Genomic DNA, 21,710 nt, shown 5'->3' with positions numbered 1-21,710 from the left:
AGCCGCCCGCGTCAGAACCAGTCGTGCCAGACCGGCTTCAGGTCGGACGGCAGCGACGGCAGGCGGCCCAGGTCGATCCGGCTTTCCTTGGGGCTGTGGAAGTCAGACCCGCGCGACGCCAGGAAGCCGTAGCGGCGCGCCACCTCGGCATATTGGCGGGCCTCTTCCACGGTGTGGCTGCCGGTGGTGACTTCGATGCCCTCGCCGCCCAACTGCAAGAATTCGTCGAACAGCGCGGCGAATTGCAGCGGCGTGTACTTATAGCGGCCCGGGTGCGCGATGACGGCGCGACCGCCCGCGCCACGGATCCAGCCCACGGCTTCGGCCAGCGTGGCCCATTGCATGGGCACGTGGCCGGGGCGGTCGTCGCCCAGGTGCTTGGTGAATACGGTTTGCACGTCGGGGCAGTAACCCGCCTCGACAAGATAGCGCGCGAAGTGGGTGCGGCTGATCAGTTCAGGGTTGCCGGCGAACGGCAGCGCGCCTTCGTAGGCGCCGGGCATGCCCATTTCGGCCAGGCGGTCGCCGATGCGCTTGGCGCGTTCGGCGCGGCCCGAGCGGGTCTGGCGCAAACCCGCGACCAGCTCAGCGTTTTGCGGATCGAATTGCAGGCCCACGATGTGTACCGTCAGGCCCGCCCACGTCACCGAGATTTCCACGCCGGTGGAAAACCGCATGCCCAGGTCTTGCGCCGCGCTGGCGGCTTCGGCCAGGCCGCCCACTTCGTCGTGATCCGTCAATGCCCAGACGTCGACGCCGTTGGCGTGCGCGCGCTGCGCCACGTCGCGAGGCGCCAGCGCGCCGTCGGACACAGTGGAATGGCAGTGCAGATCGATGTTCAGGGTGGGCGATTTCATCGGGCTATTGTAGAGAAGCCCCGGCACCCTGAATAGCGCCGGGGCGTCCCCCTAATCGCCCCGCGGACGTTCAGGCCAGCAGAAACGCCGGCACGGGGTCCACCGGGCTGTCAGCGATCAAGGTCGGCGCGTGCCCTACCTCGGCACTTACTCAGCCCAGCAGAAACGCCGCCACCGGCTCCACCTGGCTGTCGGCGATCAAGGTCGGCGCGTGCCCTACCCCCGGCACTTCCAGCGCTTGGGCGCGGGGGTTGCGTTTCAGCATCTCGTCCACGGTGGCGGGCGTCAGCAGGTCGGACTTTTCACCGCGCACGATCAGAATCGGGCACGGCACGGCGTCGTAGGACCGCCACAGAATCTGTTCGCCCGCCGCCAGCTCTTCCGGTGTTTGAGCGGCCAGCGCCTGGGCCAGCGCCAGGTCGTAGTGCTTGACCCATTTGCCGCCGAATTCCGGGTACAGGTACTGGGCCAGATCCGTCCATTGCGCGTCGGTATGCGGCCCGAAAGTCTCGGAATTCGCGCGCATGGTGGCCACCGCTTCCTCGAACGAGGCAAACTCACCCGGCTGGCCCACGTACTGGCCGATGCGCGACAAGGCGCCGGTTTCCAGACGCGGCCCCACGTCGTTCAACACCAGCTTGTCCAGCTGGATGCCGTGGCCGGGAGGCAGCATGCCCGCGTGCGGGCGCATGGCCTGCATGGCGGTGGCGAACACCGAAGCGCCCGACAGCGCCATGGCGATCAAGCCGCCCATCGACGTGCCCACCCAGGCCAGCGTGGCGGGCCGCAAGCGCGCAATCAACGTCACCATGTCGGACACGTATTGCGGCACCGTGTAGAACGCGGGGTTGGCCAGCCAGTCAGAGCGGCCACGGCCCACGACGTCGGGGCAGACCACCCGGTAGCGGCCGGCCAGGCGGCGCGCCAGCACATCGAAATCACGTCCGCTTCGGGTCAGCCCGTGTACGCACAGCAGCACCTGCTCGTTGGCGGGGTCACCCCATTCCCAGTAGGCCATCCGGTGCAAGCCGGCCGGGCTGGCGCAGGTGACGAATTCCAAGCGGGGTTGCAGGCTGGCGTCCAATCTAAACACTCCACGTATCGGCGGGCGCCGCAACGGCGGCCCACCAGGGCGCACTAGTGTAATCGCGTCAGCCGGACAATCGCATGACGGCGGCGGCGCGGCCGGGTGCAATTCAGACGCTGCGCCCCGTGCTGGACACTGCGCCCGCGCCTCGCTACGATCACCCCATTCTCATCGGCGCCCCCTTGTCGCGGCGGTACGGAATTGCCGTTAGCTATCAGGCCGATCCAATCATTAAATTGGAATCGGCCGCCGGTTGGGGCGAGAGTTATGAGCTTCAGGCATTGCCAGATCAGTCATCCCAAAATTGATATGGAGTCCGTATGCAGCAAAGCAGTCCTGTCTCTCCGCTAACCGCTGACCACTCGTCGCCCGACGTCAGCCCCCCTCCCCCCGAACCGCCAAAAGTGCTCCAGGACGTGCTGTCCCGGGCCGACGTGCAAATCAACGGCACGCGCCCCTGGGACATCCAGGTGCATGACAGCCACATGTACGAACGCGTCTTTGCCAGTTGGTCGCTGGGGCTGGGCGAGTCCTATATGGACGGGGAATGGGACTGCGAACAACTGGACGAACTCTTCACCCGCCTGCTGCGTGCCGACATGGGCTCGGCCGCGCTGGGCGTGGCGCGCATCAAGCTGATTGCTGAGCACCTGCGCCACAAGCTGTTCAACCTGCAATCCAAGCACCGCGCCTTTGAAGTGGGCGAACAGCATTACGACGCCGGCAATGACGTGTTCGAAGCCATGCTGGACAGCCGCATGATCTATTCCTGCGCCTACTGGGAAAACGCCCAGACGCTGGAAGACGCCCAACTGGCCAAGCTGGACATGATCTGCCGCAAGCTGCAACTCAAGCCCGGCGAGACGCTGCTGGACATCGGCTGCGGCTGGGGCGGGCTGGCCAAGTTCGCGGCCGAGAACTACGGCGTGACGGTCACGGGCGTGACGGTGTCCAAGGAACAGTTGGCGCTGGCGCAGGAACGGGTCAAGGGCCTGCCGGTGCAACTGCTGCTGCAAGACTACCGCGACCTGCAAGGCAGCTTCGACAAGGTCGTGTCGGTGGGCATGTTTGAACACGTGGGGCCCAAGAACTACGACACCTACTTCAGCAACGTGCAACGCCTGATGGCGCCGGACGGCATCTTCCTCTTGCACACGATCGGCATCGCGGCCACCAGCCAAAGCACGGACCCATGGATCGACCGCTACGTGTTCCCCAACGGCAAGCTGCCGTCCGCGCGTGAAATCGCCACCGCCGTCGAGCACCGCTTCATCATCGAAGACTGGCACAACTTCGGCACCGACTATGACCGCACGCTGATGGCTTGGTGGGACCGCTTTGAGCGCGCCTGGCCGGCCTTGCAGTCACGCTACGGCACGCGCTTTTACCGCATGTGGAAATACTATCTGATGTGTTGCGCGGGCTTTTTCCGGTCACGCGAAGGCCAGCTCTGGCAAGTGATCCTGACGCACCCGCAACGCCCCGAGGTGTACCGCTCGCTGCGCTGAATGCGCGGATTCAACTGCATTCCCATCACGGGGCGCGTCCAAGAGACATCAAGGGCGCGCCCGGCGCGGGCTTTCCTACGCGTCTGCCCGCGATTCTGCCCGCGCGTCTTCCAGGATCATGTCCGCGGCGCGCTCCGCGATCATGATGGTGGGCGAATTGGTGTTGCCTGATGTGATCAGCGGCATCACCGAGGCATCCGCAATGCGCAGCCCCTCCAACCCGAAGACACGCAGGCGCGCGTCCACCACCGCGCCGCTGTCCGCGTTCTTGCCCATGGCGCAGGTGCCCACCGGATGGAAGATGGTCGTGCCGATCTTGCCGGCCGCCTCGCGCAATTGCTCGTCCGTCTGGTAGTCCGGCCCGGGCAACCATTCCTCAGGCTGATAGCACTGCAAGGCGGGCGCGGCGGCAATGCGCCGCACCAGCCGGATGGAATCCGCCGCCACCTGGATGTCTGCTTCCGTGCTCAGGTAATTGGCCGCGATGACGGGCGCCGCGCCATCGGGCGTGCCCGCCGCCCCTTGGGCATGCACGCTGCCGCGCGAGGTTGGCCGCAGGTTGCACACGCTGGCCGTGAAGGCATCGAAGGCATGCAGCGGTTCGCCAAACGCCCCCAGCGACAAGGGCTGCACATGGAATTCCACATTGGCGCGCGCCTGGCCGGGGTCGGACTTGGCAAACGCGCCCAACTGCGACGGCGCCATGCTCATCGGCCCGCGCCGGCGCAACAGGTATTCCAGGCCGATGCCCGCCTTGCCCAGCCACGACCCGGCAATGCGGTTCAGCGTCTTCACGCCATTCACCTTAAGAATCACCCGCAGTTGCAGATGGTCTTGCAGGTTTTCGCCCACGCCGGGCAAGGCGTGGCGCAAACCAATGCCGCTTTCGCGCAGGCGCGCGGGTTCGCCGATGCCGGACAGTTCAAGCAGATGCGGGGTGTTGACGGCGCCCGCCGCCATGACGACTTCGCGGCGAGCGCGCACGGTAATCGTCCGCGGCGTGCCACGCTCCTTGCCCTTGCCTTCAAGCCGCACTTGCACGCCCACGCAACGCTTGCCCTCGAACACCAGTTGTTCGGCTTGCGCGCCCGTCATCACGTGCAGATTGGGCCGCTTCATCACCGGCCGCAAAAATGCCTTGGCCGTGTTCCAGCGCCAACCGCTGCGTTGGTTCACTTCGAAATAGCCGCTGCCGAAGTTGTCGCCACGGTTGAAATCCTGAACCCGGGGGATGCCTTCCTGTTCGGCCGCGGCGGCAAAGGCTTCCAGGATGTCCCAACGCAGCCGTTGCGCCTCGACCCGCCATTCCCCGCCCGCGCCATGGAATTCGTCGGCGCCACGATGATAGTCTTCGCTGCGCTTGAAGACCGGCAGCACCTGGTCCCAGCTCCAGCCCGGGTCGCCGGACAGCGCGGCCCAGTCCTCGTAGTCTTCACGCTGGCCACGCATGTAGATCATGCCGTTGATCGACGAGCATCCGCCCAGCACCCGGCCGCGCGGATAAATCAAGGAACGCCCGCCCAGCCCGGCTTCCTTGACCGTGCGGTACATCCAGTCGGTGCGGGGGTTGCCGATGCAATACAGGTAGCCCACGGGGATGTGGATCCAGTGGTAGTTGTCGCGGCCCCCGGCTTCCAGCAACAGCACGTTCGTGTTGGGGTCCTTGCTTAAGCGGTTGGCCAGCACGCAGCCGGCCGAGCCCGCGCCCACGATGACGAAATCGTATGTCTCCATCAACCGTATGTCTCCATAAGCATTTTTTATCTGCTTTTGTGTGTTTTGCGGGGCATGACTTGTCGTGCATTGCTTGCCGTTCGTCGCTTGCCGTTCATCGCTTGCCGTCACCCGCGTCTGCATGACTCTGGCGCAGCCGCCCCCAACTGTCCAATGAAAAGTTGAAATTCGGCTTATAAGCATCTTTAATAATGCTCACCCCCTTTCCGCAACGGACAGCGCCATGGACTTGAAGCACATCCGCACCTTTGCCGCCGTGGCGCGGGAAGGCAACCTGACGCGCGCGGCGGAACACCTGCATGTGACCCAGCCCGCGCTAAGCCTGCAATTGAAGAACTTCCAGGAATCGCTGGACCTGACGCTCTTCGCGCGCACGGCGCAGGGGCTGGCGCCCAACGCGGATGGCCGGGCGCTGCTGCCGTCCGCGCTGCGCATCCTGGACGCCATGGAAGATTTCCAACGCGCCATCGGCGCCCTGCGCGACACGGTACAAGGCGAACTGCGCATCGGCACCATCCTGGACCCGGAGTTCCTGCGCCTGGGCGCCACGCTGCAATACCTGGTGGAACACTATCCGAAGATCCGACCCACGCTGCGCCATGGCATGTCAGGGTCCGTCGGCCGACAGGTGCGGGCGGGTGATTTGGACGTGGGTTTCTATTTGGGGCCGGCCGGCGCAACGGGCGGCGCCCCCTTGCTGGAAGTCCTGCCCCTGGCGTCGTTTACCTATTACGTGGTGGCGCCCAAGGGTTGGGGCGCGCAGGTAGCAGGCCGAGGCTGGCAGGAGATTGCCGCCCTGCCCTGGATCTGGACCCCGCCGGATTCCGTGCACCACCGCTTGCTGGCGGCCAAGTTCGACGCGCTGGGCATCGCGCCCAACGCGGTGGCCGAAGTGGATCAGGAAGCGTCCATGCTGGACTTGGTGCGCTCGGGCGTGGGGCTGTCCCTGGTGCGTGATTCGATAGCGCTACGCGAGTCCCAGGCAAATGGCTTGTTGTTGTTACCCGGGCTGGCGATCCCCGCCGAGCTGTCTTTCATTACCCAGGCCGCCCGCCAAGGCGACCCCTTGGTGGCGGCCGCCTTTGCCGCCGTCAGGGCAGCGTTTGGCTAAGGGGCTTTGAGGGACTTTAAGGGGCTTAGGATCACTGCAAAGTGCGCCCCCGTTCCCGATACCGAACGCGCCATCGGAAAACTTGGCGCCAACGATGATCAGCGCCACGCTCAACGCAGCCTAAGCGGCGTCATCAAGGATGGCGCCACGCCCTGGTCGATCAGTTCCACCGGCAAGGCTTGGCCGGTGACCAGCGACGCCGCCAATGCAGACACCCCCGCCGCCGACTGAATGCCATATCCGCCCTGCGCCGCCAACCAGAAGAACCCACGCTGGGCATCGTCAAAACCCACCACCATGTCGCCGTCCGGCACAAACGAGCGCAGCCCGGCCCACACGTGCGAGGGCCGTCGGATGCTCAGCGTGGTGGCCGCTTCGATGTGATAGATGCCGGTCGCCACGTCCAGCTCTTCGGCCACCACGTCGTGCGCGGCCACCGGATCCGCGTTGGCGGGCGAACCCAGCAACTGGCCCGCATCGGGCTTGAAATAGAAAGACTCGTCAATGCCGACCACGGCCGGCCAGGCGCTGCAATCGACCCCTTCCGGCGCGGGGAACGTGAAAGCGCTTCGCCGGCAAGGCTGCAAGCCCACCGGCGCCACGCCGCAACGCTGCGCCACATCGTCGGCCCAGGCGCCCGCGGCGTTGACGACGATGCGCGCTTGCAGCCGCGTGCCGTCTTTGAGAAGCAGCGTCCAGGTTTCGCCCGATTTTTCGCCCGACTCCAGCTCGGCGTTGCACCGCAGCACCACGCCATGCCGCCGCGCGCCCGCCAGAAAGCCCTGATGCAGCGCATGCACGTCCAGGTCACGGGCATCGGGTTCAAACATGGCGCCGCCCGCCACCGCCTCGGGCCGAATGCAGGGCACGCGGGACAAGGCCTGTGCCGCGTCCAGCAACTGCACGTTGCCGGCCAACGCCTGCGCACCTTCGTAGGTTTCCATGAGCGTGTCGCGCTGGTCCGCGCTGGCGATGTACAGGCAGCCGCGCTCATGCAGCAGCGGGTGCTCGGTGAAGCCTTCGGGCGGCTGCTCATAAAAGGCACGGCTGGCGCGCGTCAGCGCCTGGATCTGGGGCGTACCATAGGTTTCCATGAACATCGCGGCAGAGCGGCCGGTGGCGTGATAACCGGGTTGCGCTTCGCGTTCCAGCAGCAGTACGCGCATCGGCGACGACGATTCCGCCGTCAAGCGGTAAGCCAAAGATGCACCGGCAATACCGGCCCCGATGATGACAACGTCGAACTGCTGCTCACTCATGGTGTTTCCATAATTCTCGGATTAGAGAATTCTCGGATATGACAAAATATCCGTCAACGAAAAAAGGCAGGCTAGTATTGCGCCAGCCCGTGCCGCTAAGGGAAAGCACCAACATGCCGATCATCCGTCCGCCCTCGCCCGCCACCAACATCCTGGCTGACCGCAGCAGCCTGGGCATACGGCTGCGCGCGCTGCGCCGGGCGCGCTCCATGACCCTGAAGGAGCTGTCGGCCCTGACCGGTGTGGCGCTGTCCACCTTGTCAAAGATGGAACTGGGGCAGGTGTCCATCAGCTATGCCAAATTCGCCGCCGTGGCGCGCGCGCTGGACGTTGACATCGCCGCCTTGTTCGGCCCGGTCACGGCCCCGGGAAAAGACGCCAGCGACGGCCCCGCCCCCTCAGCCCTGCGCTGTACGCTGGCCGAATCGCCGGGCTACATGACGGGCACCTACGACTACAAGCTGTTGGCCGGCCAGTATCCGCAGCGCAGCATGACGCCCATGTATGGCCGCATCCTGGCCCGCGAGGAGTCGGAGTTCGAGGACTACATGCGCCACGCCGGCCAGGAATTCCTGGTGGTGTTGGAAGGCGAACTGGAAATCCGCTTTGAAAACGGGGAATCGCTGGTGCTGACCAAGCACGAGACGGCTTACTTCGACAGCGGCGTGGGGCATATCTATTTGTCGCGCAGCCCCAAGCCAGCTGAGGTCATGGTGGTAATGACAGGCGGCCAATAACGGGCACGCGGCTTGCTGGCTTCCTGCGTCACTTCAGCAGGCAGCCCCCATGACCGCACCCAAGCCCGATGTGCGCAAAGGCCAATACACCGGCCCGCTTGCGCGCGACACCTTCAGGCTGCGCTTCATGCGCCGCTTCTACGACCCGGCTTTTCAGACGGAACAGGATGCGCTGAACCGCCTGGAAGCCATCGCCTGGGACGCTTACCAAGGCGGCCGCAAGGCCCCCATCACCGTAAAGGCCGGCGCGGCCTACGCCGACCCGGACTACGACCTGTCGGTGGAATGGAAGGAAGCGCACGACCGCCTGGCGCAAGCCGCCAATACGCAACGCGACCCCGCCACCCGCTCGCGCGTGCTGGTGGTGGTGGGCGCGGCGCGCAACGACGGCACCTGTCCGGGCGAGGTCTCCAAAACCTGGCGCCTGGCCCAGATCGTCAGCGCAGAACTCGCCAGCGCCGACGTGCAAGCCGACATGCTGGACCTGAGCCGGCTGACATCCGAATACCAGTACCAGATCCATCCCTGTAAAGGCTGCGTCTCCACCGCCATGCCGCTGTGCCATTGGCCATGCAGTTGCTATCCCAATCATTCCCTGGGCCAGGACAACGACGCCATGAACGACATCTACGAACAGTGGGTGGCGGCCCATGGGGTGATCTTGCTGGCGCCGACCTATTGGTACCAATCGCCCAGCCCGTTGAAGCTGATGATCGACCGGCTGGTGTGCGCCGATGGCGGCAACCCCGACCCCACCTCCACATCCGGCAAGGACGCGGCCAAGGCCAAGCGTATTGAACTGGACGGCTGGCCCTATCCCAAACATCTGGCGGGGCGTGCTTACGGCCTCGTCGTGCATGGCGACGTGGCCGGCATCGAAGGCCAGCGACGCGCCTTGAGCGACTGGCTGGACTGGATGGGCCTGATCGACGCCGGGGCGATGTCGCGGCTGGACCGCTACATCGGCTACTACCAGCCCTACGCCACCAGCCATGCCGACCTGGATTGCGACCAGGCCGTGCAGGAAGAAGTGCGCAACGTGGCGCGCGCGATGGCGCAGTGCCTGCCGCGCCTGCGCGCAGGGGAACTGGCGCCCCCTGATAAAGGGCTGCGCGAGCCTCGGCCCAAGTAAGCGTCACGTTGCTTATGCGGCGACAGGGATTGAACAGCAATGAGGATTGGCAAGTGATGCTCATGCAAGATAAACCACAACCGACGACGACGGCCCCACAGCGGCAAGAAAAGCCCGACGAGACGGCGAAAGCGACCACCAAGGACTCATCGCGGCTTCCCAAAAAATCGAACGCCGTCACCAGGTTCTTTGACCATTTCGCGGCGCATGTCACGCATTGGGCGGGGTCGCCCATCGCGTTTGGCACGGCCTTGTGCGCCGTGCTGCTGTGGGCCGTCACCGGCCCCGTCTTCGGCTATTCCGAAACCTGGCAGTTGGTGATCAACACCGGCACCACCATCGTCACGTTCCTGATGGTGTTCCTGATCCAGCAAAACCAGAACAAGGACAGCCGCGCGCTGCACCTGAAGCTGGACGATCTGCTGCTGGCCATGAAAGGCGCCGACGAACAATTGGTGGATGCCGAACAACTGGACGAAGACAAGCTGCTGGCCCTGGCTGCCGCCTGCACGGCGCGCGCGCGGGCCCAGGCGCGCGGCGGCCGTCGCAAGGGTCGCAAGGGCCAACCCGGCGGCAATGCCGGCAGCAAAGCCCACAACAACGTCGGCAGCAAATCCCACCGCCCCAAATCCGTCAGGGGCGCCAAGACCACGGTGCGCGCCAGCCTGCGCGTGCGGCGCGGCGCGCTGCGTGTGGGCAAGGCCGCGCGCCACTGACGCGGCCAAGCCCCCATGTTGCGCTGCGCCAAACCAGTGCGGCGCGCACAACGGCTTGCACCGCTTTGAGGCATCCGACGATGGCAGTCGCTTCCTGCCCCACCCCGATCCGCCCCACCCCGATCGGCTTGCTCCCCGCCCGCATTCCGCAATTTCTCCTATGACGCCCCGCGTCCAAGCCTTGGCACACAGCTTCCCGGCCCACTCTCCGACCCAACCTGGCATGGTCTTTGCTTAAGTTGTTCATGCAGGCCGCAAGGCCCGCAACACAATTCAAGCAGTACCGGCAAAGGCGCCCCGACCGAAAGGTCCAGGGCGCTTTTTGTCTTTTGAAACCCAAACCACAAGCCTGGGGATATTCATGAAAGCAGCGGCCACTCCCGATTCCTTGCAGACCTTGGTCGTCATCGGCAACGGCATGGTGGGCCACCATTGCGTCGAACAACTGATCGCCCAAGGCGCGCTTGAGCGCTATCGCATCCACGTCTATGGCGAGGAAACGCGCCGCGCCTACGACCGCGTCCACCTGTCCGAATACCTGAATGGCCGCGACGCCGAATCCATGTCGATGAGCGATGCCGCCTTCTATGAACGCGACGGGCTCACGCTGCATCTGGGCGAGCCGGTGCTGGACATCGACCGCCACGCGCAAGCAGTCATCACCGCCAATGGCCGCGTCGGCTACGACAAGCTGGTGCTGGCCACCGGCTCTTACCCCTTCGTGCCGCCCATCGCGGGCGCCGAGGGGGCCTCGCGCCTGGTGTACCGCAGCATCGACGACCTGGACCTGATCCGCGAGGCCGCCCAAGGCGCGCGCCGGGGCGTGGTGGTGGGCGGCGGCCTGTTGGGGCTGGAAGCCGCCAATGCCTTGAAGTCGCTGAACCTGGAAGCGCATGTGGTGGAATTCGCGCCGCGCCTGATGCCGGTGCAGTTGGACGAGGAAGGCGGCGCCGCCTTGAAGGCGCGCGTCGAGGCGCTGGGCGTGGGCGTGCATCTGTCGCGCGCCACGCAGGACATCAAGCCCGGCACGCAATATCGCTACCGCATGCGCTTTGCCGAAGGCGCGCCGCTGGAAACCGACCTGATCGTGTTTTCCGCCGGCATCCGCCCGCAAGTGGCGTTGGCGCGCAAAGCTGGCCTGACGCTGGCTGAACGCGGTGGCGTGGCCATTGACGACCATTGCCGTACCAGCGACGACAACATCTATGCCATCGGCGAATGTGCCGCCTGGAACGGCAGCGTGTTCGGCCTGGTGGCACCCGGCTACCAGATGGCGCGCATCGCCGCGGCCGAACTGTGCGGCGCATCGGAACACACGTTCACCGGCGCCGACATGTCCACCAAGCTCAAGCTGCTGGGCGTGGACGTGGGCTCGATTGGCGACGCGCATGGCAAGACGCCGGGCGCGCGCAGCTATCGCTTTATCGATGAAGCCGGCGCCAGCTACCGCCGTCTGGTGGTGTCGGCCGACGGCAAGCGCGTGCTGGGTGCGGTGCTGGTGGGCGACAACCGCTACTACGACACGCTGCTGCAATACGCGCAGAACGGCATTGCGCCGCCCTTGGATCCGGCCAGCCTGATCCTGCCCGCCAGCAGCGCCGCGCCCGCGTTGGGCGTGGATGCGCTGCCCGCCACCGCCACCATCTGCTCCTGTCACAACGTCAGCAAGGGCGCGGTCAGCGCCGCCATCGACGGCGGCTGCACGGACCTGGCCGGCGTCAAAAGCTGCACCAAGGCAGCTTCGGGCTGCGGCGGTTGCGCGGCGCTGCTCAAGCAAGTGGTGGAACACGAACTGTCGAGCCGGGGCGTAACGGTCGACAAAAGCCTGTGCGAACACTTCGCCTATACGCGCCAAGAGCTCTACGCCATCGTGCGCGTGGGCAGCATCGAAACGTTCGAAGAACTCCTGGCCAGCCATGGCAAGGGCCACGTCGGCTGCGACATCTGCAAGCCCGCCGTGGGCTCCATCCTGGCCTCGTGCTGGAACCGCCCCATTCAGGAACCGCGCCTGGTGCCGCTGCAAGACACCAACGACACCTTCATGGCGAACATGCAGAAGAACGGCACCTACTCAGTGGTGCCGCGCATTCCTGCCGGCGAGATCACGCCCGACGGTCTGATCGCCATCGGCGCCGTCGCCAAGAAATACAAGCTGTACACGAAGATTACGGGCGGCCAACGCATCGACCTGTTCGGCGCGCAACTGCACGAGCTGCCCGACATCTGGAGCGAACTGATCGCCGCCGGCTTTGAAACCGGCCACGCCTACGGCAAGTCGACCCGCACCGTGAAGTCTTGCGTGGGCAGCACTTGGTGCCGCTATGGCGTGCAAGACAGCGTGCGCATGGCGCTGGACATCGAACACCGCTACAAGGGCCTGCGTTCGCCGCACAAGCTGAAGTTCGCGGTGTCGGGCTGCACTCGCGAATGCGCCGAGGCGCAAAGCAAGGACATCGGCGTCATCGCCACCGAGAACGGCTGGAACCTGTACGTGTGCGGCAACGGCGGCATGCGCCCGCGCCACGCCGAACTGTTCGCCACCGACCTGGATGACGCCACGCTGATCCGCATCATCGACCGCGTGCTGATGTTCTACATCCGCACCGCCGACAAGCTGCAACGCACGTCGGTGTGGCGCGAGTCGCTGGAAGGCGGGCTGGACTATCTGAAAGACGTGGTGCTGAACGACAGCCTGGGCCTGGCCGCCGAGCTGGAGGCGCAGATGCAACTGGTGGTGGACCGCTATGAATGCGAATGGGCCAACACCGTCAGCAGCCCGGAAAAGCTCAAGCGCTTCCGCACCTTCGTCAACGAGCGCGGCGGCGACCCGGACATTCAATTCGTGCAGGAACGCGGCCAGCCTCGCCCCGCGCGAGCCGCCGAGCTTGATCGTAAGCCCACGCGCGTCATCCCCATTGCCGAGGAGATCGTCTGATGAATGCTTCAGCCCTTGCCCCCGCCCCCGCTACCCCGACGCTGGCCTGGCGTACCGTCTGCACCCGCGATGACCTGGTGGCCGATTCCGGCGTGGTCGTCTTGCTGGACGGCCAGCAGATTGCCCTGTTCTACGTGCCCGCAGCCGACGGCAACCCGCTCTACGCCATTGAAAACCGCGACCCGAAATCCGGCGCCAACGTCATCGGACGCGGCCTGGTCGGCCACCTGGGCGGCAGCCTGGTGGTGGCCTCGCCGCTCTACAAGCAGCACTTCCGGCTGGCGGATGGAAGTTGCGTGCAATACCCCGAACAGCAATTGCGCACCTGGCAGGCCCGGTTCAACGGCGACACCGTTGAAATCGCCTGACCGCGCGTTTCCCTTTTCACAGTCATCAACACGATAGGTAAATCATGTCCTACCTGGTCCCTTCCGAATTCGTCACCAAGATGGTGGACGCCGGCGAATCCAAAATCTACATGGCCACGCGCGACGTGCTGATCCGCGCCTTCATGGCGGGCGCCATCCTGGCTATTGCCGCCGTGTTCGCCGTGACCGTCACCGTGCAGACCGGCTCACCCATCCTGGGCGCCGCGCTGTTTCCGGTGGGCTTTTGCATCCTGTACCTGATGGGTTTCGACCTGTTGACCGGCGTGTTCGTGCTGACCCCGCTGGCGCTGTTCGACAAGCGCCCGGGCGTGACCTTCAAGGGCATCCTCAAGCACTGGGGCTTTGTCTTTGTCGGCAACTTTCTGGGGGCATTGACGGTGGCCGTGCTGATGTCGATTGTGTTCACCTACGGCTTTTCCGTGCCACCCAACAAGGTCGGCGAAGTCATTTCGCACATCGGTGAAAACCGCACGCTGGGCTACAAGGAATACGGCGCGGGCGGCATGCTCACCATCTTCATCCGTGGCGTGCTGTGCAACTGGATGGTGTCGCTGGGCGTGGTCGGCGCCATGATTTCCACGTCGGTCAGCGGCAAGGTGATTGCCATGTGGATGCCCGTGATGCTGTTCTTCGCGATGGGCTTCGAGCATTCCATCGTCAACATGTTCCTGTTCCCCTCGGCGATGATCATGGGCGGCAATTTTTCCATCATGGACTACATGATCTGGAACGAGATCCCCGTGGTGCTGGGCAACCTGATCGGCGGCCTCTCGCTGACCGGCCTGACCTTGTACACGACGCACATGAAGACGGCCCCCAAGCGCCGCTTCAACTGATCACGCGCCAGGACGTCAGCCGTAATGGACCGTCGCGAGCCCGAGCCCGGGTTTAAGCCCAGCGCCGCCTCTTTGCAGGTGGCGGTGGGCCAACACACCGAACCCGGCAGGAAGCCCGTCAACCAGGACTTCCACGGCCTGTGCGTACCGGGCGAGCCCTTGCTGGGCGCCAAGGGCGTGGCGGTGGCGCTGGCCGACGGCATCAGCAGCAGTCAGGTCAGCCACATTGCCAGCGAGACCGCCGTGGCGAGCTTCCTGGAAGACTATTACTGCACGCCCGAAACCTGGTCGGTAAAGAAGTCGGCCCACAAGGTACTGAGCGCGGCCAATAGCTGGCTGCACGCGCAGACGCGCCAGCGCCATCACCCCGACCAGCCGCGCGACGCCGACCGGGGCTACGTCTGCACCATGACCGTGATGGTGCTGAAGGCCACCACCGCGCACATCCTGCATATTGGTGACGCGCGCATCTACCGGCTGCGCGCGGGCGCGATGGAGCAATTGACTGACGACCATCGCGTCTGGATATCGCAAGACAAAAGCTATCTGGGGCGCGCGCTGGGCCTGACGCCCCACCTTGAAATCGACTATCACACGCAGCCGCTGGAAGCGGGCGACGTCTTTCTGCTGGCCACCGACGGCGTGTATGAACACATCAACGCAGACGACGTGACACAAGCCATCGCCGCGCATCCGGACACGCTGGACGCGGCCGCGCACAGCCTGGCCCGCCTGGCATTCGATCGCGGCAGCGACGACAACCTGACCGTGCAGATCGTCCGCGTGGATGCGCTGCCCGCGCGCCGCGCCGATGAAATCGCGCGCTACAGCCTGAACCTGCCCTGCCCGCCCTTGCTGACCGCCGGCATGGAATTCGAAGGCTTCCGCATTCAGGACGAGCTGCAAGCCAGCCACCGCAGCCACGTCTACCTGGCGCAGGACATCGACAGCGGCGATAAGGTGGTCATCAAGATCCCCTCGCTGGACCTGCGCCACGACCCGGCCTATCTGGAACGGCTGCTGACCGAGGAATGGATCGCGCGCCGCATCGACAGCCGCCACGTGGTGCGCGCCTGGCCGATGCCGCGCACGCGCCGTTATCTCTACACGGTCAGCGAATACCTGCCCGGGCGCACGCTGACGCGCTGGATGGCCGAGCATCCGCGCCCCACGCTGGACCAGGCGGTGACGCTGATTGAACAAGTTGCCCGCGGCCTACAAGCGTTTCACCGGCTGGAGATCGTGCATCAGGATCTGCGGCCCGACAACATTTTGATCGGCGACGACGGCGTGGCGCGCATCATCGACCTGGGCTCGACGCAGGCGGCCGGCTTGTGGGACGGCGCCACCCAAAACGACGACGCGCCGTCCATGCTGGGCACCGCGCAATACGCCGCGCCCGAGTACTTCCTGGGCGAAGCCGGCACCTCGCGGTCGGACCTGTATTCGCTGGCCGCGATGCTGTACCAGATGCTGTCCGGCCGCCTGCCCTACGGCGCGGACGTGGCGCGCGCCCGCAGCCGCGCCGCGCAGATGCGGCTGACCTATGTATCAGTGCTGGACCGCGACCGCGAACTGCCGGCGTGGATCGACGGCGTGCTTAGCCGCGCCCTGCATCCCGACCCTGCGCTGCGCACGCCCGAGCTATCCGAATTCACGCATGCGCTGCGCCATCCGCCCGAGGCCGCGCGCCGGGGCGAACGCCTGCCGCTGCTGGAACGCAACCCCTTGGCATTCTGGAAAGGCCTGTGCCTGGTCCTGTTTGCCATCGTCATCTTTCTTTTGCTTGATCGCTGAATTCAGGAGCACACCATGTTCGGAAGCACCGCCCTGTCCCCCTCCGTCTGGCTGATTGGCGCCGGCCCCGGCGACCCCGAATTGCTCACCCTGAAAGCCGTGCGCGTGCTGGGCCAGGCCGACGTCGTGCTGGTCGACGACCTGGTCAACCCGCAGGTGCTGGACTACTGCCCGCAGGCGCGGCTGGTGTATGTGGGCAAGCGCGGCGGCTGCCGCTCGACCCCGCAAGAGTTCATTCAGCGCTTGATGCTGCGCTACGCCCGCCAGGGCCTGCGCGTGGCGCGCTTGAAGGGCGGCGACCCCTGCATTTTTGGACGCGGCGGCGAAGAAGCCCAATGGCTGAGCGACCACGGCGTGGGCTGTGAAATCATCAACGGCATCACCGCCGGGCTTGCCGCCGCCACCGCTTGCGGCATCCCCCTGACCCAACGCGGCATGGCCCAGGGCGTTACACTGATCACCGCCCATTCCCAGGACGGCGCCACGCCGGATTGGACGGGGCTGGCAAAGAGCGGCACGACGCTGGTGGTCTATATGGGGGTAGCCAAATTGCACGACATGAGCAGCCAGTTGCTGGCGGCCGGCATGGCCCCCGACATGCCCGTGGCGATGATCGAACGCGCCTCGCTGGCGGACCAGCGCGAATGCCGCTCAACGCTTGCCAGCATGGCCGAGGACGCCGCTGCGTTCCAGTTGCGCAGCCCCGCCGTGCTGGTCATCGGCCAGGTGGCGGCGTGCCAGGTGCTGGAAGTGGCCGGCGCGGTTGGTGTGGCCTACCCCGCCGAGGCCGCCGACCTTGCCACCCCCGCGCTCCCCTTCGTCCAGCCCCGCTTTCCCCTGCCGTCCGCCGAACCGCTGCTGCGCCGCAGCGCTTGATCACAACCCCACCTTATGGTCGAACGCCACATCCCGCCGCCCCTGCGCTTTCTGCTTGCCGCGCGGCGCAGTGAACTCCACGGCCTGGAAAGCCTGGCCGTCACCTGCGAGCTGACCGTGCACATCAGCGCGCTGGTGCACGCCCTGCAAAAGGAACGTGGGTATTCGAACCTGACGCTGTGCAACGCGCCCGACAGCCAGCAAGAAACCCTGGCGGGGCTGGTTCAAGACGCGGCCCGCGTGGAAACCGACGTGCGCGGTTTTCTTGATGGCATTGCCGCCAAGACCCCGCACGGCAGCGACAAGGCGCGCCTGCTCAACTGCATTGCCTTCGCCCTATTCCGCCTGGACGAATTGCCCGGCCTGCGCCGCCAGGTGCGCGACCACGCCGTGCCCGCCGACGACGCCGACGTGCGCTTCACGCAGATCATCAGCAGCCTGCTGGCCGTGGTGTTCGAAGCCGCTGATTCCGCGCTGGACCCCGGCGTCACCCGCATCCTGGTCGCCCTGCTGAACTTCATGCAGGGCAAGGAACTCAGCGGCCAGGAACGCGCGGCCGGCGTTATCGGTTTTACGGCCGGCTTCTTCACCGAAACGCAGAAGGCGCGCATGCTGGGCCTGGCCGCCCACCAGGCCCGCAGCTTCGACATCTATGTGCAATACGCGCAAGACGCCGCGCTGCAATGTTGGGAACGCATCCAGCAGCAACAAGGCCAGCCGGTGGAGCGCATGCGCGACATGGCGCAACGCACCTCTGCCGAGCAGCGCGTGGACGGCGCCCTGGCCGAGCTGTGGTTCGACCTGTACACCGCGCGCATCGACGCCATGCGTGAAGTGGAAAGCCTGTTGGCGCAGGCGCTGGCGCAACAATGCGAACGCCGCATTGCCGAAACCCGCCAGGAACTCGACGACCGCCAACTGCTGTTGGCGCGCTATGCCGACCACGCCAGCGGCCGTGCGCCCAGCATGGTGTTCAGCGTGCAAAGCCGCATCGTGGACACGCCACCCGCGGACGGCGTGGGCAGTGTGCTGGAACGCTCGGTGCTGGAAATGATGCGCGAACAGACGCTGCGCATGCAGCGCACCGACGACGCCTTGAATACGGTGCGCGGCGCGCTGGAAGAAAGAAAGCGCATCGACCGCGCCAAGCGGCTGCTGATCAGCCAGTACGGCCTGACCGAACAGGCCGCGCATGAACGCCTGCAACGCGCCGCCATGGACGGCGGCTTGTCGCTGGCGGACGTGGCGAGGCAGGTGATCGGGCAATTGGGTGGCAACTGAAAGGCGGGGGTGACGGAATCCAGGGCTCAAGGATCCAGCACTACGGTATCCAGCGCTACCGAAACACCCGCTGCGTCCAACTCACCAGCACCCCCGTCAAGGCCAGCACCGCCAACGCACGGAAGTGGTCTAGGTTGGCCAGCAGCACCGATTGCTGATCCAGGATCTGCGCAATCCGCGCCAGCGCCATGCGCTGCGCCTGCGCGGGGTCGGCCACCGCCGCATACACATTGCTGAGCTGCGCCTTGGCCGCTTCAAAATTGGCATTGCCCTCGGCAATGCTCTCCTTCAACACGTTGTAGTGCTTGGTGGTCAGCCACTGCTGGCTGACCGTGGCTGCCATGATGCCCAGCGCCTGCCCCACCTGCGCCAGCATGTTCTTGACCTGCTGCGCGTGCGCGAACACCGCCGCGTCATGGGTCAGCCCCGAAAAAGTATTCATGGCCGTGGCCGGCATGATGATCATGATGAACACGCCATAGCAGGCCAGCGCGGGCAAGACGTCGGTCCACGGGTCGGCCGTGGGCGTCAGCCCGGACATCAGCACGCCGAACGCCGTCAGCGCCACAAAGCCCGCCACGAAGAACTTGCGCGGCGACGGCCAGCGCGCAATCAACTGCGCCATCACCACAAAGGTCAGCACCCCCGCCCCCAGGCCCATCGAGAAGAACATGCCCGTGTTGGACCACGACAAGCCCAGCGCGCGTTGCAGCATTTGCGGCACCAGATAGCCGTTGGCGCCCAGCATCAAATAACTGAACATGAAGAGCGCCAAGCCGCTTAGAAAGCGCACTTCTTTCATGCCGCCCAGCTTGAGCAAGGGCGCGCCGGTGCGCGTTTCGGATCGCACGAAATAGGCCAGCGCGGCGACCCCCGCCACGGCGAACAGCACCAGTTGATGGCGGTCACTGAAGAAGTCGTAATAGGACCGTTGCAAGGCATGCAGCAGCAGGAAACTGCCCACGCCCAATGCCGCGATGGGCGCCAGCCGCGCCTGCCCGGCAACGGTGGCCTGCCCTTGCCTGCCCGGCATGGAAAGCACCACAGGCACCATGGCCAGCACCGACAGCCCCGCCACCAGCCAGAACATCAGCGGCCAGCCATCGTGATCAACCGCCGCCGAAGCCAGCAATGGCCCCAGCGCCGTGCCGGTACACAGCCCAGTGGCCAAGGCCTTGATACCGTGAAAGCGCGCCGGACCAGGCGGAATCAAGTTCACCGTCAGCCGCGACGAGGTCAGCATCGCCGCGCAGCCAATCGCCATCAACACCCGCCCCGCCAGGAAACCGCCCTGGCCCACCGACAGCGCACACACCACCGCCCCCACCGCCGCCGCGCCCAGGGAAGCCAGCAGATAGCGGCGCTGGCCCAGGTGGTGCACCAGCCAGCCTTGCAAGGCAATCATCACCACCGCCACGCAGGCGTAGATGACCGCGATGGCCGTGTATTCCTCGGGACTGGCGCCGATCTCACCCATGATGGGCGTGGCGCCGAAGGTGACCATGCCGTTTTGCAGGAAGTCGATGAAGGTAAGCGCGCCGATGGTCGCCAGCAAGGCGGGCGGCGGAGATGGCGCGGGAGAAGCAGCAGCAGCAGCTTGCATGGCTGTGGTCCATATTTATGCCCAGGCCGTATATGCCTAGGCAGGTAAATGCTTAAAAAAAAAGCGGGGGCGAAAAAACGGCCCCTATGCTCAGTTCGTTCTCAGTCGGTTTTCGGTTCGTTTTGCGCATTGGCCAGCAAGCGCGACAACAGCAAGTGCAAGGTCTGCGCATCGTCCTCCGAAAACCCCGCCAATAGGCGCCGCATCACCACGTCCGTCGCCGCGAAGGCTTGCGGCAAGGCGGCTTGGCCCAATTCGGTAAGTTCGATCAGATGGCTACGGCGGTCGGCTTCGTTTTCCACGCGGCGGATAAAACCCTTTGCCACGATGCGGTCCAGCAGCCGGGTCATCGCGCCCGAGTCATAGGCCAGCACCCGGCAGAAGTCGCTGGGCGTGCGGCCCCAGCCCCGGGCCAGGCAATTCAGCACCACGTACTGCGGCATGGTCAGCTCGAACGGCGCCAGTTCGCGCGCCAGCGCATCGTGGATGCCATTGCGCACGGACGTGACCATGAAACCGAGTTCACCGGTGTAGAACCTGTCCAGCACGGAAGGGGTAGCAGAAGCCATGGTGTCTCGTTACGGGGTGACGCGAGGATGGCGATGGCATCGGGCAACAAGCCCTGTGGATCGCGATTGGGTGATTTTATCTGCCTAGGCAGTTAAATTGCAAGCGCAGGTTTTGGCGACTGGCATCAAGCGCGCCGGCACGATAGGCAACAGCGCCCGCATCAAGGCAAATTCTCCCGGAAGATCACCTGGCTACGCGCCAGTTCCACCCCATTCATCGCGCTGCGCTTGTCGCGCAAGTTGCTGAAAATGCGCACGCAGCTCATCAGCGCTTCCATCGGGCTTTGCGTGATGACGGCGTCCATGGTGCCGTCGATCAGCAGCGAGCGCGTGTCCGGCGTCAACCCGTGGCCGATGAACACCACGCGGTGCTGCAAGCCGGCCTCTTTCAAGGCCCGCGCCACGCCGTCGGACGCGCCGCCGATGTTGTAGATGCCCGCCAGGTTGGGATATTGCTCAAGCAGTTGGCGCGTCTGCTCGTAGTTGCGCTGCGCGTCGTCATAGCCTTCGCGCAAGTCCACCACCTGCATCGCCTGGAACTGCTCGGCATACAACTGCAAGAAGCCGCTTTCGCGTTCCTCGTGCGCGCGGTAATGGCGCGAGCCGGCAATCAAGGCCACATGGGCGGCGCGCGGGCCGATGAAGCGTGCGATCAGGTAACCCGCCGTGCGGCCGGCGGCGCGGTTGTCCAGCCCCACATAGGCCGTGCGCGCGCTGTTGGCCAGGTCTGAAATCAAGGTCACCGTGGGCACGCCCTGCTGCGCCAGCGTGTTGACCGCTTCGCGCACCACGGGGTGTTCCAGCGCCATGAACGCAATGCCGTCGGCACGCTTGCCGTGCTTGGCCAAGGCCTGGGCCAGCGCGTCGGGGTTGAAGCTTTCCACGTATTCAATCTGGCACTTGGCGTTCAGCGGCGCGAAGTGTTCGTGCGCGTAGCTGACGGTATCGCCCAACATGCGCAGGTAGCGGTTGCTGCCGCGCGGCAGCAGGAACACCAGCCGCATCGGCTCGGCGGGCACGGCGGCGGCCAGTTCCTGTTCGGGTAGATAGTCCAGTTCAATGGCGGCCTTGAAGACCTTCTGCGCGGTGTTGGCGCGCACCCCGGGGCGGCGGTTCAACACGCGGTCGGCCGTGGCGGTTGACACGCCGGCGCGCGCCGCCACATCGGCCAAGCGGGCAAGCTTACGGTCGGGCGAGGGTCTATTCACATCAAAAACCATCATGAAAGAAGTTTGACGATGATAGCGGCAATTCACTATTGTCCAGTCTGCCGCATGGGTTTG

Annotated in this window: 19 protein-coding genes; 12 read left to right on the top strand and 7 right to left on the bottom strand. The window is 65.3% G+C overall.

All coding sequences use genetic code 11. From position 1 onward, the window contains the following. Positions 1 to 11: 11 nt before the first annotated feature. Both M2361_RS04635 and M2361_RS04630 read right to left on the bottom strand, forming a co-directional pair. Positions 12 to 857 (bottom strand): 3',5'-nucleoside bisphosphate phosphatase, encoded by an 846-nt coding sequence (locus tag M2361_RS04635; RefSeq protein WP_259246444.1) that lies wholly within the window; start codon positions 855 to 857, stop codon positions 12 to 14. 151 nt (positions 858 to 1,008) lie between these two features. Then, entirely contained in the window at positions 1,009 to 1,941 is a 933-nt protein-coding gene (locus tag M2361_RS04630; protein ID WP_404976269.1) for an alpha/beta fold hydrolase, read from the bottom strand. Positions 1,942 to 2,024: 83 nt separating this feature from the next. Here M2361_RS04630 and M2361_RS04625 point away from each other — a divergent pair, with 83 nt between their 5' ends. Both M2361_RS04625 and cfa read left to right on the top strand, forming a co-directional pair. Then, entirely contained in the window at positions 2,025 to 2,252 is a 228-nt protein-coding gene (locus tag M2361_RS04625) for a hypothetical protein (protein WP_259246443.1), read from the top strand. A 12-nt stretch (positions 2,253 to 2,264) separates the two neighbouring features. Next, positions 2,265 to 3,452, top strand: a complete 1,188-nt coding sequence (cfa, locus tag M2361_RS04620; protein ID WP_259246442.1) for a cyclopropane fatty acyl phospholipid synthase — start codon at positions 2,265 to 2,267, stop codon at positions 3,450 to 3,452. A gap of 75 nt (positions 3,453 to 3,527) precedes the next feature. Here the strand turns inward: cfa and M2361_RS04615 are convergent, their stop codons facing one another. Then, the gene (locus M2361_RS04615) at positions 3,528 to 5,186 is read right to left on the bottom strand and encodes a GMC family oxidoreductase (RefSeq protein ID WP_259246441.1); all 1,659 of its coding nucleotides are present in this window, start codon (positions 5,184 to 5,186) and stop codon (positions 3,528 to 3,530) included. Between the two features lie 223 nt (positions 5,187 to 5,409). Between M2361_RS04615 and M2361_RS04610 the strand changes: the two genes are divergently transcribed. After that, on the top strand, positions 5,410 to 6,297 hold the full coding sequence (locus M2361_RS04610; protein ID WP_259246440.1) for a LysR family transcriptional regulator: 888 nt from the start codon (positions 5,410 to 5,412) through the stop codon (positions 6,295 to 6,297). Positions 6,298 to 6,407: 110 nt separating this feature from the next. Here the strand turns inward: M2361_RS04610 and M2361_RS04605 are convergent, their stop codons facing one another. After that, on the bottom strand, positions 6,408 to 7,556 hold the full coding sequence (locus M2361_RS04605) for an FAD-binding oxidoreductase (RefSeq protein WP_259246439.1): 1,149 nt from the start codon (positions 7,554 to 7,556) through the stop codon (positions 6,408 to 6,410). Positions 7,557 to 7,669: 113 nt separating this feature from the next. Between M2361_RS04605 and M2361_RS04600 the strand changes: the two genes are divergently transcribed. From M2361_RS04600 to M2361_RS04560, 9 genes are all read left to right on the top strand, one after another. Next, positions 7,670 to 8,293 (top strand): helix-turn-helix domain-containing protein, encoded by a 624-nt coding sequence (locus M2361_RS04600; protein ID WP_259246438.1) that lies wholly within the window; start codon positions 7,670 to 7,672, stop codon positions 8,291 to 8,293. A gap of 49 nt (positions 8,294 to 8,342) precedes the next feature. Further along, entirely contained in the window at positions 8,343 to 9,425 is a 1,083-nt protein-coding gene (locus M2361_RS04595; protein WP_259246436.1) for a flavodoxin family protein, read from the top strand. A 62-nt stretch (positions 9,426 to 9,487) separates the two neighbouring features. Continuing rightward, on the top strand, positions 9,488 to 10,141 hold the full coding sequence (locus tag M2361_RS04590; RefSeq protein ID WP_259246434.1) for a low affinity iron permease family protein: 654 nt from the start codon (positions 9,488 to 9,490) through the stop codon (positions 10,139 to 10,141). Positions 10,142 to 10,502: 361 nt separating this feature from the next. Further along, complete coding sequence (nirB, locus tag M2361_RS04585) at positions 10,503 to 13,076, top strand: nitrite reductase large subunit NirB (protein ID WP_259246433.1); 2,574 nt, start codon at positions 10,503 to 10,505, stop codon at positions 13,074 to 13,076. Further along, positions 13,076 to 13,444 (top strand): nitrite reductase small subunit NirD, encoded by a 369-nt coding sequence (nirD, locus tag M2361_RS04580; protein WP_259246431.1) that lies wholly within the window; start codon positions 13,076 to 13,078, stop codon positions 13,442 to 13,444. The genes nirB and nirD overlap by 1 nt, the downstream gene beginning before the upstream one ends. 44 nt (positions 13,445 to 13,488) lie before the next feature. Further along, complete coding sequence (locus tag M2361_RS04575; protein ID WP_050450013.1) at positions 13,489 to 14,301, top strand: formate/nitrite transporter family protein; 813 nt, start codon at positions 13,489 to 13,491, stop codon at positions 14,299 to 14,301. A 24-nt stretch (positions 14,302 to 14,325) separates the two neighbouring features. Further along, entirely contained in the window at positions 14,326 to 16,098 is a 1,773-nt protein-coding gene (locus M2361_RS04570) for a bifunctional protein-serine/threonine kinase/phosphatase (RefSeq protein WP_259246429.1), read from the top strand. A gap of 15 nt (positions 16,099 to 16,113) precedes the next feature. Continuing rightward, on the top strand, positions 16,114 to 16,974 hold the full coding sequence (gene cobA, locus M2361_RS04565) for a uroporphyrinogen-III C-methyltransferase (protein WP_259246428.1): 861 nt from the start codon (positions 16,114 to 16,116) through the stop codon (positions 16,972 to 16,974). 15 nt (positions 16,975 to 16,989) lie between these two features. After that, entirely contained in the window at positions 16,990 to 18,255 is a 1,266-nt protein-coding gene (locus tag M2361_RS04560) for a nitrate- and nitrite sensing domain-containing protein (protein WP_259246426.1), read from the top strand. Positions 18,256 to 18,310: 55 nt separating this feature from the next. Here M2361_RS04560 and M2361_RS04555 read toward each other — a convergent pair whose 3' ends face one another. The 3 genes from M2361_RS04555 to M2361_RS04545 form a co-directional block, all read right to left on the bottom strand. Further along, entirely contained in the window at positions 18,311 to 19,858 is a 1,548-nt protein-coding gene (locus M2361_RS04555; RefSeq protein ID WP_259246425.1) for an MFS transporter, read from the bottom strand. Positions 19,859 to 19,959: 101 nt separating this feature from the next. Then, on the bottom strand, positions 19,960 to 20,427 hold the full coding sequence (locus M2361_RS04550; RefSeq protein ID WP_259246424.1) for a MarR family winged helix-turn-helix transcriptional regulator: 468 nt from the start codon (positions 20,425 to 20,427) through the stop codon (positions 19,960 to 19,962). Between the two features lie 161 nt (positions 20,428 to 20,588). Next, positions 20,589 to 21,650 (bottom strand): LacI family DNA-binding transcriptional regulator, encoded by a 1,062-nt coding sequence (locus tag M2361_RS04545; protein ID WP_259246423.1) that lies wholly within the window; start codon positions 21,648 to 21,650, stop codon positions 20,589 to 20,591. Positions 21,651 to 21,710: the final 60 nt, after the last annotated feature.

The organism is Achromobacter sp. JUb104 (assembly GCF_024806975.1).
GTDB classification, from domain to species: Bacteria; Pseudomonadota; Gammaproteobacteria; order Burkholderiales; family Burkholderiaceae_B; genus Achromobacter; species Achromobacter spanius.
Note: the sequence above shows the minus strand (reverse complement) of the source record. Positions and strands in the feature narration are given on the sequence as shown.